Source organism: Acinetobacter sp. 22512 (assembly GCF_052044755.1).
GTDB lineage: Bacteria > Pseudomonadota > Gammaproteobacteria > Pseudomonadales > Moraxellaceae > Acinetobacter > Acinetobacter pittii.
Genome location: NZ_JBQENP010000003.1, coordinates 188,012 through 203,011, shown reverse-complemented (window position 1 = coordinate 203,011; position 15,000 = coordinate 188,012). Strand labels below are relative to the sequence as shown.

General features: G+C 39.4%; 16 protein-coding genes. 8 read left to right on the top strand and 8 right to left on the bottom strand.

Features of this window, described 5'->3' with window-relative positions:
• Positions 1-30 precede the first annotated feature (30 nt).
• Entirely contained in the window at positions 31-1,470 is a 1,440-nt protein-coding gene (locus tag ACTJJG_RS05340) for a DUF2252 domain-containing protein (RefSeq protein WP_032062906.1), read from the top strand.
• A 54-nt stretch (positions 1,471-1,524) separates the two neighbouring features.
• Positions 1,525-2,271 (top strand): sporulation protein, encoded by a 747-nt coding sequence (locus tag ACTJJG_RS05335; protein ID WP_069120409.1) that lies wholly within the window; start codon positions 1,525-1,527, stop codon positions 2,269-2,271.
• A gap of 34 nt (positions 2,272-2,305) precedes the next feature.
• On the opposite strand, the gene ACTJJG_RS05330 is transcribed toward ACTJJG_RS05335, so the two are convergent.
• Positions 2,306-3,169 (bottom strand): LysR family transcriptional regulator, encoded by an 864-nt coding sequence (locus ACTJJG_RS05330; RefSeq protein ID WP_004738011.1) that lies wholly within the window; start codon positions 3,167-3,169, stop codon positions 2,306-2,308.
• 117 nt (positions 3,170-3,286) lie between these two features.
• Positions 3,287-3,541, bottom strand: a complete 255-nt coding sequence (locus ACTJJG_RS05325; protein WP_000244900.1) for a DUF2061 domain-containing protein — start codon at positions 3,539-3,541, stop codon at positions 3,287-3,289.
• 237 nt (positions 3,542-3,778) lie between these two features.
• Between ACTJJG_RS05325 and leuC the strand changes: the two genes are divergently transcribed.
• The 4 genes from leuC (at position 3,779) to leuB (ending at position 7,679) form a co-directional block, all read left to right on the top strand.
• Positions 3,779-5,197: a 3-isopropylmalate dehydratase large subunit gene (gene leuC, locus ACTJJG_RS05320; RefSeq protein WP_000907602.1), complete on the top strand. Its 1,419-nt coding sequence runs from the start codon at positions 3,779-3,781 to the stop codon at positions 5,195-5,197.
• 18 nt (positions 5,198-5,215) lie between these two features.
• Positions 5,216-5,863, top strand: a complete 648-nt coding sequence (gene leuD / locus ACTJJG_RS05315) for a 3-isopropylmalate dehydratase small subunit (protein WP_069120405.1) — start codon at positions 5,216-5,218, stop codon at positions 5,861-5,863.
• 112 nt (positions 5,864-5,975) lie between these two features.
• Positions 5,976-6,560: a hypothetical protein gene (locus ACTJJG_RS05310; protein WP_005066026.1), complete on the top strand. Its 585-nt coding sequence runs from the start codon at positions 5,976-5,978 to the stop codon at positions 6,558-6,560.
• 39 nt (positions 6,561-6,599) lie between these two features.
• The gene (leuB, locus tag ACTJJG_RS05305) at positions 6,600-7,679 is read left to right on the top strand and encodes a 3-isopropylmalate dehydrogenase (protein ID WP_002114882.1); all 1,080 of its coding nucleotides are present in this window, start codon (positions 6,600-6,602) and stop codon (positions 7,677-7,679) included.
• Positions 7,680-7,732: 53 nt separating this feature from the next.
• Here the strand turns inward: leuB and ACTJJG_RS05300 are convergent, their stop codons facing one another.
• Positions 7,733-8,140 carry a hypothetical protein gene (locus ACTJJG_RS05300; RefSeq protein ID WP_005079209.1) on the bottom strand — a complete coding sequence of 136 codons (408 nt, stop codon included), beginning with the start codon at positions 8,138-8,140 and terminating at the stop codon, positions 7,733-7,735.
• A 169-nt stretch (positions 8,141-8,309) separates the two neighbouring features.
• On the opposite strand from ACTJJG_RS05300, the gene ACTJJG_RS05295 reads away from it, so the two are divergent.
• Positions 8,310-8,684, top strand: coding sequence for a lysozyme inhibitor LprI family protein (locus tag ACTJJG_RS05295; RefSeq protein ID WP_002114916.1), 375 nt, complete (start codon positions 8,310-8,312; stop codon positions 8,682-8,684).
• Positions 8,685-8,735: 51 nt separating this feature from the next.
• On the opposite strand, the gene infA is transcribed toward ACTJJG_RS05295, so the two are convergent.
• Positions 8,736-8,957, bottom strand: a complete 222-nt coding sequence (infA, locus tag ACTJJG_RS05290; protein ID WP_001284370.1) for a translation initiation factor IF-1 — start codon at positions 8,955-8,957, stop codon at positions 8,736-8,738.
• A gap of 263 nt (positions 8,958-9,220) precedes the next feature.
• Here infA and ACTJJG_RS05285 point away from each other — a divergent pair, with 263 nt between their 5' ends.
• Positions 9,221-10,231 (top strand): AraC family transcriptional regulator, encoded by a 1,011-nt coding sequence (locus ACTJJG_RS05285; protein WP_005066032.1) that lies wholly within the window; start codon positions 9,221-9,223, stop codon positions 10,229-10,231.
• Positions 10,232-10,473: 242 nt separating this feature from the next.
• Here ACTJJG_RS05285 and truA read toward each other — a convergent pair whose 3' ends face one another.
• From truA to ACTJJG_RS05265, 4 genes are read right to left on the bottom strand one after another with little or no spacing between them, the layout of a single operon-like run.
• Positions 10,474-11,271: a tRNA pseudouridine(38-40) synthase TruA gene (truA, locus tag ACTJJG_RS05280; protein ID WP_017385691.1), complete on the bottom strand. Its 798-nt coding sequence runs from the start codon at positions 11,269-11,271 to the stop codon at positions 10,474-10,476.
• Between the two features lie 20 nt (positions 11,272-11,291).
• Positions 11,292-12,257, bottom strand: a complete 966-nt coding sequence (locus ACTJJG_RS05275) for an asparaginase (RefSeq protein ID WP_019768016.1) — start codon at positions 12,255-12,257, stop codon at positions 11,292-11,294.
• A gap of 58 nt (positions 12,258-12,315) precedes the next feature.
• Positions 12,316-13,578, bottom strand: coding sequence for a hypothetical protein (locus ACTJJG_RS05270; RefSeq protein WP_032056257.1), 1,263 nt, complete (start codon positions 13,576-13,578; stop codon positions 12,316-12,318).
• Between the two features lie 59 nt (positions 13,579-13,637).
• Positions 13,638-14,987, bottom strand: a complete 1,350-nt coding sequence (locus ACTJJG_RS05265; protein WP_032056256.1) for a type IV pilus assembly protein FimV — start codon at positions 14,985-14,987, stop codon at positions 13,638-13,640.
• Positions 14,988-15,000 lie beyond the last annotated feature (13 nt).

The following is a 15,000-nucleotide window of genomic DNA, read 5'->3' as shown; positions in this document are numbered from 1 at the left end:
AAAAAAATTTAATTTAAAAATGAGGAAATAATGTCAAAAACAGCACAAATTAAATTACCAAAACAACTTTGGAATGATGAAAGTATTGATTTAACACGTCATAGCTATCAGGGGAAATTACTTAATAAAAGCGAAGGCTTTAAATTAGGTAAGGCTCAACGTAAAAAAGTTCCACGTGAACAGCTATCAAAACTTTCTGAACGACCAAAAGGTACAACTGCCTTAACGATCTATGATTGGAGTAACCAAGGTCGTTTAGAAAAACTCAAACCGATTCGTGCAAAACGGATGAGTGTTTCTCCATTCACATTTTATCGTGGCATGCCTTCTTTGATGCTATTTGATCAAGCGTGGGAGCCGGTAAACTCAGGCTTATTTCAACAGATTTGTGGGGATTGTCATTTAAGTAATTTTGGCGGTTTTGCAAGTCCCGAACGTAACCTGTTATTTGGAATTAATGATTTTGATGAAACTTTAGTTGCCCCATTTGAATGGGATGTAAAGCGCTTAGCAACCAGTTTTGTAATCGCGGCACGTGATATTCATCTTGCAGAGAAAGTCGGGTTAAAAGCAATTAAAATAATGCTGAATAGTTATCGTCAGCACTTATTAGAAATTACAGAACTTTCACCACTCCAAGTTTGGTATGAAAAAGTTGATGCCAGTACGTTATTAGAAAATACTGAGTGTCGAAAACTAAGAAAGAAACGCGAGAAGCACCTTGATTCAGCACAGAAAAGAACGGCGTACTCTGTTCTGCCGAAGCTTACGCAGCAAGATCAAGATACAGGATTTTGTCATTTTGTAGATGATGCGCCGTTATTATGGCATCCAGATGTAGATGAGCCATTTGGTAAAGATGTTGATGTATTTTTTCAACAATACCGTGATTCTTTAAAATATGATCGCCAAGTACTTTTTGATCGTTATCAACGTACAGATGTAGCTTTGAAAGTGGTGGGTGTTGGAAGTGTTGGTACACGATCCGCGATTGCATTATTTCAAGATGCAGATCGGGAACCGTTAATTTTACAAATGAAAGAAGCGAATCCATCAATTCTCAACCCGTTATTTGTAGACAAGGTAAATCACGAAGGTGAGCGTGTAGTGCATGGTCAGCAGCTCATGCAGGCCGCAAGTGATATATTTCTTGGGTTCTCTTCCATATCAAATCAACATTTTCATGTACGTCAGTTACGTGATATGAAAATTTCGGTTGATCTTAGTGACATGGATGATGAGTATTTCTATGAGTATGCCGAAAGTTGTGGTTTAGCATTGGCTCATGCCCATGCTAAATCTGGAAATGCAGATGTACTTATGGGATACCTTGGCGAAGGTAATACGATAGTAGAAGTATTACAAACGTATGCAGAAGAATATGCAGAACGTAATCTAAATGACTATGACCAATTTATGAATGAAGTTGCAGATGGTAAGATTCAGCTCGCTGGAGATGATGCACTTTAATAATAAGTATGCTGCTACAGATGACAGGAAATAATTCGAAAGGTTAGAGAAAAAATGTTTAGTAAAATTATGTCTGGTTTGGGTCTTCAAGGTGTGACGGTAGAAACTGTTTTACAGAACCCAAGCTTGCAAGCAGGCAGCACATTGCATGGAGAAATTAGCTTTAAAGGCGGATCATCTGATAAAGAGATTAATGGTCTTTATTTGCAATTGGTAACGATGGCAGAAGTCGAATCTGGTGATCATGAGTTTAACCAACCTTTAGTTTTACAAGAGTGGTTAGTGAACTCTCGATTCCTCTTGCCGGCACATCAAGCACATTCTTTCCCTTTTAGTATTCAACTACCATTTGAGACACCAATTACTGAGGTTGCTTGTCGAAGAAATGGTACACGTGTTTGGATTCAAACCCATATGGATGTTGATTGGGGATTAGATGCAACTGATCGTGATTATCTAAAGGTTCTGCCAACTCCAGCCATGCAAATGTTTCTACAGGCCATGCAGCGATGTGGCTTTGTTTTATCGACAGTAGATGTAGAAAAAGGGCAACTGACTGCGCGAAATTTTAGATCAACCATTGGTTGTTACCAAGAGCTTGAATTTGTCTCTTCACATATGTTTAGCGGATTTAATGAGGTTGAAGTTTCTTTCGTTGCTGAACCTAATCAAACTCACGTTATGCTTGAAGTAGACCGCCATTTTCGATCAGATCAGCTATTAACGATGACGATTCCACATCATATGCTTGATGAAAACCAAATGGTGCAACAAATTCGAAGCCTCTTAAAGCTTGGATAAATTAAATTCGAGTAGATGCTTAGATGGGAGTCTTTTATGCATCTTGCATCATTTTAATCAACTCCTGCATGGCTCTAGATTGAGTACGTGCAGGATGCCATACCATACCTAGCTGACGGTTCATCTCGACATTTAAATCAAGCTGCTGCATATCTTGATTCAGCAGAGTTTTTGGTAAAACTGACCAACCTAAACCAATAGAAACCAACATACGAATTGACTCTAGTGGGTTATTGCTCATGGTAATTTTCGGTTTAAGGCCTTGTTTTTCAAACTCAGCTAAAGTGATTTGAGCTGTATAAGTCTGTGCGGCAGGTAGCAAACTTGGATATTCAATTAAATCTTGTAAGGTTAAATTCTTTTTTTGAGCCAATGGATGAAATGGAGCAGCTACAAAAACTAAAGGATCATTCCAGATCGTAATATAGTTAAGACGCTCATCACCTGAGGGCGGGAGTGTTAAAAATGCTAACTCTAAATCGCCAGCAAGTACCTGTTCATGGGCTTGCTCTGAATCAACAAAATGTACGTCTAGCGTGACTTGAGGAAACTGCTGAACAAAGTGTTTAAGCGGAGCAGGCAAGTGATGCAAACCGATGTGATGACTCGTCCCGATTTTTAAACGACCTTGTATTTGGGTTTGTTCATGACTTAGCGTGTGGTGAATATCTCGAAGTTCATTTAACCAGCTTTTAACTTTTGGTAATAATGAATGCGCAGCATGAGTTGCTTGAACCCCACGGCCTGCCGATTCAAATAACTTTACGCCAAAGTACTCTTCTAGGCTATGAATACGTTTGGTGACAGCAGGTTGGGTAATAAATAGTTGATCCGCAGCCACAGAGATCGAACCTGTTTCCATAACTTTTACAAAAGCTTCAAAGGCTGCAAGATTCATAATACAACTCTACTTGGAATAGAAAAATCGAGAGAGGCTAAAGTTGCCAAGCCAAAATCGTATCATGCTTGCAGCTCAACGTTCTATAAAGTTGTGATTTAGCGTATTAATCTTAATCTAAGCAGTCGTCTCGTTTTCGCTTAAAGCTGATATACGGCGGTCTTTTGCTGCCCATACTTTTTCATGAAAGAAAAATGCAAAAGCTTGTACTGTTGGTTCTAACATACTTAATGTTAAAGCCATCCAAATATTACCCGTTACAAAGTAGGCAACTAACATGGCTACCGTAATATGCATTATGTAGTAACTTAAGGTTTTCTTTAATGTACGTTGATTATTAACAACGAATTTTTGAATATTAGCCATAACCATTCTCTCTACCTGTATTTGATATTTTTAGTATAGAGATGAGAGTATAAGATTAAAAATGGATTATGCAAATGATAATCATTAACAAATCCGATTTATATATTTTGACCGATATTAAAACATTCAGGAATGATTCCTAAAAGTTTTCTAATTTATAAAAATGATAAATTAGATTTATGTAAAACTCTGGCTATAATCGAAGAAAGATTAGAATTACCCAGTCCAATGGAGCAAGACGACATGGCAGGCAAAACTTTATATGACAAATTGTGGGATGACCACGTAGTTACTCAGCGTGATGATGGTTCGTGCTTACTTTATATCGACCGTCATTTATTGCATGAAGTAACGAGTCCACAAGCATTTGAAGGTTTGCAACTTGCTGGTCGTCAACCATGGCGTTTAAGTGCAAACGTAGCTACCCCAGATCACAACGTTCCAACCTCTAAAAAAGAACGTGATCAGGGCATCGCTGGTATTGAAGATGATACATCTCGTATTCAGGTTCAGACCTTAGATGATAACTGTAAGGCATTTAATATCGTTGAATTCGGTATTAATGATATTCGCCAAGGTATTGTGCATGTTGTTGGTCCTGAACAAGGCTTAACTTTACCGGGTATGACTGTGGTGTGTGGTGACTCACATACAGCGACTCACGGTGCTTTCGGTTGCTTGGCACATGGTATTGGGACATCTGAGGTTGAACATGTATTAGCAACACAATGTTTGGTTCAGAAAAAATCTAAAAACATGTTAGTTCGCGTCGATGGCGTATTGGGTAAAGGTGTAACACCAAAAGATGTCGTGTTGGCCATTATCGGTAAAATTGGTACCGCTGGCGGTACGGGCTATGCAATCGAATTTGGTGGTCAGGTATTCCGTGATATGTCGATTGAAGGACGTATGACGGTATGTAACATGGCGATCGAAGCTGGTGCTCGTGTGGGTATGGTTGCTGTTGATGATAAAACCATTGAATACGTAAAAGGTCGTAGCTATGCACCAAAAGGTGAGCAATGGGATCAAGCAGTTGCTTACTGGAACACATTGCATTCAGACGATGATGCTGTGTTTGATGCAGTTGTTGAATTAAATGGTACAGAGATTGAACCACAAGTGTCTTGGGGTACTTCACCTGAGATGGTAATTCCTGTCTCGAAAGCTGTACCAACTTTAGAACAAGCGAAAGATGACGTACAACGCAATGACTGGACACGTGCTTATCAGTATATGGGCCTAAATGCAGGTCAGGCATTAGCTGATATTCAACTTGATCGTGTCTTTATCGGTTCTTGTACGAATTCACGTATTGAAGATATTCGTGCTGCTGCTGAAGTAGTTAAAGGTCGTAAAGTGGCACCTAGCATTAAGCAAGCCATGATTGTTCCGGGTTCTGGTTTAGTTAAACAACAGGCAGAAAAAGAAGGTTTGGATAAAATTTTCTTGGAAGCTGGCTTTGAATGGCGTGAGCCGGGTTGCTCAATGTGCTTGGCAATGAATGCAGACAAGTTACAACCGGGTGAGCATTGTGCATCAACCTCGAACCGTAACTTTGAAGGTCGTCAGGGTAATGGTGGTCGTACTCACTTGGTCAGTCCGGCAATGGCAGCAGCGGCTGCGATTGCAGGTCATTTTGTTGACGTTCGTTCATTTTAATTCGGTCTGGAGCAAACCATGAAAGCTTACACAGTTGAACAAGGTATCGTTGCACCATTAGATCGTGCCAATGTTGATACAGATTTAATTATTCCAAAACAGTTTTTAAAGTCGATTAAACGTACAGGTTTTGGCGACAACTTATTTGATGAACTTCGTTATTTAGACGAAGGCTATCCGGGACAAGATAACTCGGTACGTCCAAAAAATCCGGATTTCGTTTTAAATCAGCCTCGCTATCAAGGTGCAACCGTTTTAATTGCTCGTACTAACTTTGGTTGTGGTTCAAGTCGTGAGCATGCACCTTGGGCATTAAACGAATATGGTTTCCGTACCGTTATTGCGCCAAGCTTTGCTGATATTTTCTTTAATAACTGTTTTAAAAACGGAATGTTGCCAGTCATTTTGCCTGAAGACATTGTTGATCAGTTATTTAAGGAATGTGCTGCGCAAGAAGGATATCAATTAACAATTGATTTGGCTGCGCAAGAAGTACGTACGCCAACAGGTGAAGCGTTTAAATTTGAAGTTGATCCATTTCGTAAGCACTGCTTGTTAAATGGATTGGATGATATTGGTTTAACTCTTCAAAATGCGGACGCAATTCGCGCTTATGAAGAAAAAACTAAACAAGTTCGTCCTTGGGTATTCCAAGAGTTGAATTAACCTTTCGGTACATTTTAAACATAGCCATGGCGTAGCGTTCAAACTCTTGCTAACATGCTAAAGCATAAAAACACCTTAGAATTATGCACTAGATGAGGATTGGGCTTGAACAATGAAGAGGAACGTTACTCATAGCTTTTTGTTGAGCCTGTGCGCAATAACACTCAGTGCTTGTCAAAGCACTTACAATGTAGTGGATACTGTCCGCATTAAGCAGGCTGAACAAGAAAATTTGGGGCAGAATGCAGCAATATATTGTTCGGGCGCGAAGAGTTGTGAATTTGAACGACTAAATGATATTACTGTAGTGGATGCGCAAACACGAAGAATTAGTAATCAGGCAATTCATCAAGGGATTGTGAGATTACAAGGTTCAGTGCTTAGCCAAACTAACAGCTTATATTTATCTGTGCCTGCTAAACAATATGAAGTGGTGATCCGTTTCTATCCGATCTCTCCGGATCGTGCAGAAACATTTCATGTGATTCACCAGTTTAATGCTAACCATCGCTATACATTTAAAATGTACCGAGACAAATCTAACCGTTCGGGTAGTTTGCTGAATGTTTCTGTACCAGATCCATTATGTGTCGATTTAGAACAAGATGGGCATGTCATTCGCCGTTTTTGTCGACCATTTGATGTTACAACAGGACTAGGTGAATTCCTTGAGCAGAAAAAACTAACACCGCGGTAGTTGTAGCACTGCTTGTCTTTGGAAAATGGAAAAAAGTTCATGTCTAAACAGATTTTAATTTTAGCTGGTGATGGTATTGGTCCTGAAATTGTTGGGGCAGCAGAAAAAGTATTAAATACAGTAAATGAAAAATTTAATTTATCGTTAACTTGGGAACATGGCTTATTAGGCGGCGCGGCAATTGATGCGCATGGTGAACCGTACCCAGCAGTAACAAGTGAACAAGCAAAAAAAGCTGATGCAATTTTATTAGGTGCGGTAGGCGGACCAAAATGGGACACTATTGAGCGCTCTATTCGCCCTGAACGTGGTCTTTTAAAAATTCGTAGTGAACTTAACTTGTTTGCTAACTTGCGCCCAGCGATTTTATATCCGCAATTAGCAGATGCTTCTAGTTTGAAGCCTGAAATTGTTGCTGGCTTAGATATTTTAATTGTTCGTGAATTAACTGGCGGTATCTATTTCGGTCAGCCACGTGGTATCCGTGAACTCGAAAACGGTGAAAAGCAAGGGTATAACACTGACGTTTACTCTGAAAGCGAAATTAAGCGTATTGCAAAAGTAGCTTTTGAACTTGCAGGCTTACGTGGTGGAAAGGTTTGTTCTGTAGATAAAGCTAACGTTTTGGAAGTTACAGAGCTTTGGAAGCAAACAGTTACTGATTTACAGCAAGCAAATTATTCAAATATTCAGCTTTCACATATGTATGTTGATAACGCTGCAATGCAACTTGTACGTGCACCGAAACAGTTTGACGTGATCGTAACGGGTAACTTGTTTGGCGACATCTTATCTGATGAAGCAGCAATGCTTACAGGTTCAATCGGCATGTTGCCATCGGCTTCGTTAGATGAAAATGGCAAAGGTATGTATGAGCCTTGCCATGGTTCTGCACCTGATATCGCGGGTCAAAATGTGGCAAACCCATTAGCAACTATTCTTTCAGTTGCAATGATGCTTCGCTACACATTCCGTGAAGAAGCTGCTGCAAAAGCAATTGAAGATGCAGTAGGTCAAGTGCTTGATCAAGGTTTGCGTACAGCAGATATTATGTCTGAAGGTATGACAAAAGTAGGTACGGCTGAAATGGGTGAGGCTGTTGTAGCTGCTCTTGCTTAAAAGCTTATTATAAAAAAACGCAGCGTTGAGCTGCGTTTTTTTATGCCTATGTTTTAACAGGCTTTACCTTCATATTGAATTGACTCGGCAATGTCATTTTTAAGCTGGAAAATCACTTTGCAATTGAAATTAATATCATAAGAATTGCCGCTCAGATTTCCTGATTGGACAGGAATAGAGCTTCCTCTCATATCAACATTACTCACCATCGGAATAGGAATGCTTAAAGGACGCAAAATCGTATAGATGAGCTGATTGGGTGTTTTTTGCGGTGTATTGGCGACTTGAAAACCAAGACTACGTAGATTGATATCTTGTTGAATGGTCGCCGATGATTTTCCTAAAAAGCCTTTTAAATATTCCTGTAAATCTACGGATTGACGTGGGTGGCTAGCACAACCGTTAAGACAAATAATGATGAAAGATAATAAGCCAATTTGGCAGCGGGTATATATGTTCATTTTTCTCACTATATGAAATTATATTTATTATTAAAGAACAATAGGTTGTATTTACAAGCTTGTAAAGCAAAAAAGGAGGATTAAGATAAATGGAGAATAAGTTTATTTAGAGATTCATACTAATATTCAAAAGGCTTTATAATTATTTTGTAAAAAACTTAAGGAAAACATGATGAAAAAAATATTTTTTGCATTTCTATGCAGCTTTGGCGTGACTTCAGTCTATGCAGATAACTGTGATAGTGCCCGCAATACTTACGATGATATTTACTGTACAAATAAAATTTATGCGAGTGCTGATGCAGATCTAAACAAGAACTATCAAGCACTGCGAGTAAAGTTAAACACCGCGCAGAAAAATATTCTTAAGAAGTCTCAGCTTGCATGGATACGTCAACGTGATGCTGAGTGTACAGATTCAAATAGGAATAGTGTAGACGTGCAATGTCGTTTACAGACAACGCAAGAAAGAAACCATTGGCTGCAAGAAAGATTGCGTGAATGCCAAACGGTGGGATGTAAAACCAGTCGCCTAAGTGAATAAATAACGCAATAAAAAAGCCACATCATAAAGTGGCTTTTTTGCATTCACTAATTAGCGAGCACGGTACGTAATACGACCTTTAGTTAAGTCATATGGAGTCATTTCGACTTTTACACTGTCGCCAGTAAGAATACGAATATAGTGTTTACGCATTTTACCAGAAATGTGTGCAATAACTTCGTGACCGTTTTCAAGACGTACACGGAACATCGTATTAGGAAGCGTTTCGGTGACAACGCCTTCGAACTCAATGAGTTCCTCTTTATTGGCCATAGCCTACCTGATGATCAAATTGGAAAGGCGCAAATTATAGTCAATTTTTTTAAAAAAAACAAGATAGACACACTTCTGCTAAAGCATCTGGTTAAAGTATGACTAATAAAAAAAGATGTAATTTTTTTCACAAAAGAAGTGTAATTCTGTTGTCAGTTTGGTCAATCAACGCTAATCTAAAATCATAGTTATTAGGGACTGTTAATTGCATAAAGGTCAACAGCCCTAAATATCAATGAAGTATCTACATGGAAGGGCACTGCGTGGGTCAGCTAACAGATGCATCAGTTGTATTACGCTTTGGCTACCAAGCGATTCGTCGTGCGGGTTTGCCAACAGAAGAAATATTAACCAAAGCGGGAGTTGCTTTAAATCAGGTCGATACCAATGCACGTACACCGTTAAGTGCACAGTACGCCTTTTGGACTGCCGCTCAGGAAGTCAGTAAAGATCCAGACATCGGTCTGCATTTAGGTGAACATTTGCCTTTGTATCGAGGGCAGGTGATTGAACATCTATTTATTAGTAGTGAAACCTTTGGTGAAGGCTTAAAACGAGCCTTAGCTTATCAACGACTGATTAGTGATGCATTTGATGCAAAACTAGTCGTTGAAGAAGGACGTTGTTATTTAACTAATGGTGAACAGATTGGTGCTGACAATCTCGTCAATCGTCATTTCTCTGAATGTGCGATTTCGGGCGTGCTTAGATTTTTTAAGTTCATTACTGAAGGACAATTTCATCCTATCTTCATCGATTTTAATTTTAGCGAAGGAGCTTCTGAGGATGAATATTTCCGTGTATTTGGCTGCCCAGTTAGCTTAGGTCAGAAAGAGACACGTTTATATTTTGACCCAGCTATTTTAGATTTTCAGCTTTGGCAGGCAGAGCCTGAGTTACTTCAATTGCATGAACAATTAGCGATTGAAAAGTTACAAGAACTCGCCCGTTATGATTTAGTGGGTGAGGTTCGTCGTGCGATTGGTTCGACACTTGAAAGTGGAGAAACAACTTTAGAGACGGTTGCTGCTCAGTTGAATATTACGCCGCGTCGTTTACGTACTCAGCTCAGTGAGGCAAATACCAGTTTTCAACAAATACTTTCTGACTATCGTTGTCGTTTGGCTAAAAAGCTTCTGGCAAATACCAATGAGAGTGTTGAACGTATTGTGTATTTAACTGGCTTCTCTGAACCAAGTACGTTCTATCGTGCATTTAAGCGTTGGACGAATGAAACACCTGTGGAATACCGTAAGCGTAAGCAGCACCGTTAATTTATTCTATGTCATGACGGAGTCGTGCCATTGAGGCTTTTATAATTGGATCGGCTTTCAGCTAGAGTTACTTTTCTTTCGGGAAAAGTAACCAAAACCATTGTCATACGCAAAACCTGTTAGATAATTATCAATATCTAATGCATCGCAAAAACATATAATTATATATTTAGGGCAGGTTGCGTATGACTTTGTCGCGTATCTTATTTAATGCTTAATTTTGATACTGAGTTTTAAATATTTTAATCTGGTAAGTTCAGCCAATGTGGCCCAAGTGGTGGCTGCGGCAAATCAAACTGTTCAGGATAATTACACTGAATAAAATAAAGGCCATCGGGTGGGGCGGTTACCCCAGCTGCCTTACGATCCTGCGCTGCAAACATTGCATCGATATGATCAATTTCATACATACCTTGACCAATTTCGAGTAAGCAACCGACAATATTACGTACCATATGGTGTAAAAAACCATCTGCTTGAATATCTAAAACTAAATAGCGTCCATGTTCAAATAAACGGCAATGTTTTACATGTCGAACAGGCTGGTTTGATTGGCATGCTGCTGCGCGGAAAGTTTCAAAGTTATGCGTTCCTTCAAATTTACTAGCAGCTTTAATCATCTTTTGCACGTCTAGCTTTTGGTAAATGTGCGTAACTTGCTTGTGTAATAGTGCTGGGCGATGCGGTGCGTTATAGATGATATAGCGGTAACGTCGAGCAGTCGCTTTAAAGCGGGCATGAAAATTTTCATCCATCAGTTTAATCCACTGAATTGAAATATCTTTAGGTAGTTGACTATTTGCCCCTCTTAACCACCCCGTTTCTGGACGAATAGCGTTCGTGTCAAAGTGCGCCACCATATTCGTTGCATGTACTCCCGCATCAGTACGACCCGCACCGTGAAGTGCAATGGGCTCATCTGCAATTTTACTCAGTACACGCTCGATCGTTTCCTGAACGCTGGCAACGCCTGGCTGTTGTGTTTGCCAACCTCGGTATTGAACTCCGCTAAATTCAATACCGACTGCATAACGTTGCATAGCTTCACCTCTATTTAATGCTAATTTTCATTCCAATGGCTGAGCCATTGTTCTGGGGTTGGGTATTTTAAATAGATTTGAAGGGCTTTTGCATAGAGATCTGCATGGCTATGAGCATCACTGATGACAATTTTTGCAGTTTTGGTCCAGGCACTAATCGCATAACGTTGATCAATACCACCGAATGTCACCTGAGTGGTAAGAATTGGAACACAGCCACGTGCGTAAAGTTCATCTAATGTTGCGAGTAATTCTTGGTTTACTGCAATATTGCCAGTACCAAAACCTTGTAACACTAAAAAGTGTGGTGGGGCTGAAAGTAAGTGACGTAATTGTTGTACTAAGTGCTGTGTTGCAATGGGTTGCATCATCCAGTTTAAAATCTGGAAGGAAGCAGCTCGTTCAATTTGGGTATCTTGTACGATCAATTCATTTTGCTGAGGCGTAAACTCAGCTTCACTACTTAACCCTGAAAATGCATCGAGTTCAGTCGTATGCGTTTTTAATGCAGTTTGAGCATGGAACACTTGATGGTGGAATGCGAGATAAGCACCTACAGGTAAAGCAATCACTTGTTCTAATGCTAGATATAAGTTCTCAATTGCATCAGTAAATTCACGGGTGTTATCGCCTTGAATATTGAGTAACGGGTATTGGCTACCGGTGATCACAATATGACAGCTTTGGCCTAAAAAGCGGGCTAGGGTCGCAGCCGCATAACTGAGCGTGTCTGTACCATGAATAACAACGAAATGCTGATAACCTTCAAGTTGTAGTTGTTGTATACGTTGAATCAGGCGTAACCAGTCAGGTGCCGTGCATGCACTGCTATCAACAATATTGGGTGCAGCAAAGCAGTCAACTGTTAAGTGTGGGGGAATCACTTTTTCAAGTTGAGGTAAGAATTGCTCATAAGGCATAGGAGCTAGAGGTTCACCAATGCAACCAAAAGTACCACCCATATAAAATAAGGCTATTTTTTTCATATTTTTGCAGGCATAAAAAAGCAGTCATCTCTGACTGCTTATGGTAAATCGAACAGTTCTAAGAAGCTATGCGATTAAGTAAGTTTTTCGCGCGTTGTTGTTGTTCTGTGTTGAATTTTTGCTCATTGCTTGCCAATAAGGCTTGAGCTGCTGGGTAGGCTCCTAACTTGATGTATTGCTCAGCTAGTTTTAGATCAAGTTCATTTTCATCTAACTGTTTTAATTCTGGAAAAGCTTCTACAAGGGGATCTTTAGTTTGATCTGGGGTAGTTTCTTCGCCTACTAGGTCTACAAGGTTTTGAGTTTCAATCTCTGGTGCTGTAACTAATGCAGGCTCGTCTAGCGAAAACTCAAAAGGTGCTATTGAATTCGAGTCTAATGGAACTTGTTCTAAGAGTTGAAGCTCATCTAATGATGAGATCTGTTCATTAGGTTTTACTTCTGGATTTTCATGGGTTAATTCAAGATTAAAATCCAAAGCATTGGTGTTCTCTTGAGCTGCTGGTGCCGCTACTGTCTGGTTTTTTTCCTCAGATTCATGCAGAGGTGCCAAGTCAAAAGAAAACTCTAGGTCAGCTAGCTCATTTGTTTCTTGAGATGGCGATAACTCTGATTTCTGTGTTGGTTGGCTGGTACTTTCGGTAGTCGTGGTTTGCTCAAATGAAAAGTTAAACTCTAAAGGTTCAACTTCAACAGCAGGTTCTTGCTTTACAGGCGTATAGTCTTGCTGCAATTCATCAAAAGAAGTTTCAGAAGAACTTGTTGTTAATTGGTCAAACTGAGCTGTTGCATCAGATGTATTTTTTGGCTCTTGGTATGTTTGAGCTTGAGGAAAATCGATCGCATCTGGTTGTCTTGATGACTCATATTCTTTTTGTCTGGCTTCTGCTTGAATGGCTATTTCATTGAGCGCTAAGCTACGAATATGGCTAATCAGTTGAGTTATTGCAAACTCATCTTTTTGTGCAATATGAATCTCAAGTAGCAATAAATAAAGTTCATGTTGCGTATTATCTTTCTTTAGCGCCTGATTGACTTGAGCTTCAGCGGCTGAGAATTGTCTTTCTTGAATAAGTAGCTGAATCTTCTGACGAACAGCGTCTGGAACAGGACTGCTTTGTGGGGTAGAGGGAATAGATTCTTCAACTACATTTACTTTAGTTTTTTCACGCGAGTTTTTACTTGATTTAGAGTTCGCTTTTTTATTGGTTTTTCTATTTATTGTTTTAGGGGAATTCGACTCTTGCTTTTGGCTATTTTCGCGTTTTTTTAAAATGACAGCGACCACGAGCAATATGATGAATGGAATCACATATAACATTACTTTCCCCTTAAAAAATAAATATTTGCAATATAAAGCGAGCTGACTCTGGTTTTAACTTAATGCTTTTGCTTATGAGTCTGTTGCTGTGCTTTTAACTGCTGTTGTAACTCTGCCAAACGTGCATTCAGAAGTTGAATACGTTGGTCTTTTAAACGTAAAGTTTGATTTAGTTTGGTTACATTCCTTTGTAATGTAACGGTTTTTTCTCTTGTTGTCATAACTTTTACTGCTAACTCAGTATTGTTTTGACTTTGTTGTGTGCTCTTTTTAGCACTTCCATGCGTAGAATTTTGACTGTTTTCAGCCACAATACTCATTTCGGCTTGCTGTAAACGGTATTTTGCTTTGCCAGAAGTTGATTTTGCAGTATGTGCGATATCTGTTTTTGACTTGTTTTGCTGAGGTTTAGCTGCAGGAGAGTGAGCTAGGTTAAGTGCGATTCCCTGACGCAAACGATTTACATCACCTTGAATAAAAGCATGTCGGTTTTGTGTTTGAATATCATGCATGACTTTCGCAACAGGTTGTTTTGTTTTCGCGGCAATACGATTAGCAATGCTCCATAAAGACTCATTTCGCTGTACCACATATTTACCTGATGATGCTGGTCCTTTGTAGGAACTTAACGATTGTTTCTTCGCAGGATTTTGGTTAAACGCTTTTTGAGGTACAGATTTCTTTTGTGCTGTTAGATTTTTGACCGGAGTTTTTGGTGAATTATTTGTAGCTGTCTTAGCGCTGGTTGGTTTAATTTCTGTCTGATCTAGAGTAGTAGCTGTTGTAACTTGTTGAGCAAGTTGAGTAGAAGAATTTGCACTAAGTGTATTGGATGAATTTGTATTTACAGCTGGAGCAGTTCCAGAGTTAATATTAAGGCTATGTTCACTATTCGAATCAGTTGGAGTTGAGGCCAAAGTTGGTGACGCATATCGAGTACTTTCTGGCAGATTTAGAGCAATGTCTTTTTCATTGACAATAAACTGAGGTGACAAAGTACTTTCGTTATTTTCAGTCTTTTTTATAGAAGAAGGCTTAATTACGGTTTTGATATGCTGCAAACGTGTGGCAGAACCTTCACTAATTTTTACTACAATATTTAGTTCAGGATCAATCACAGGGCGAGATGAGGTAATCACAATAACCCCTGAGCCTTGACCGTTTTGGCGTGTATAAAAATTAAGATTTCCGGGCGGCTGATGAGTTACGCCTAAAGCGCTTAAATCTTCAGGAGTCGCTAGACTGACTTGTAGGGTAGCGTTGGGGTCAGCTTGTTGGAAATTCATTTCGGCATATAACAAATCGCCAGGTGCGGACTGAATTTGTATAGGGTCTAATGTAATCGCATAAATAGAAGGCGAAGACATAATGGTGAAAATGGCAATTTTTAATTTGTTATAAACAGTCATCTCAATCCATGAC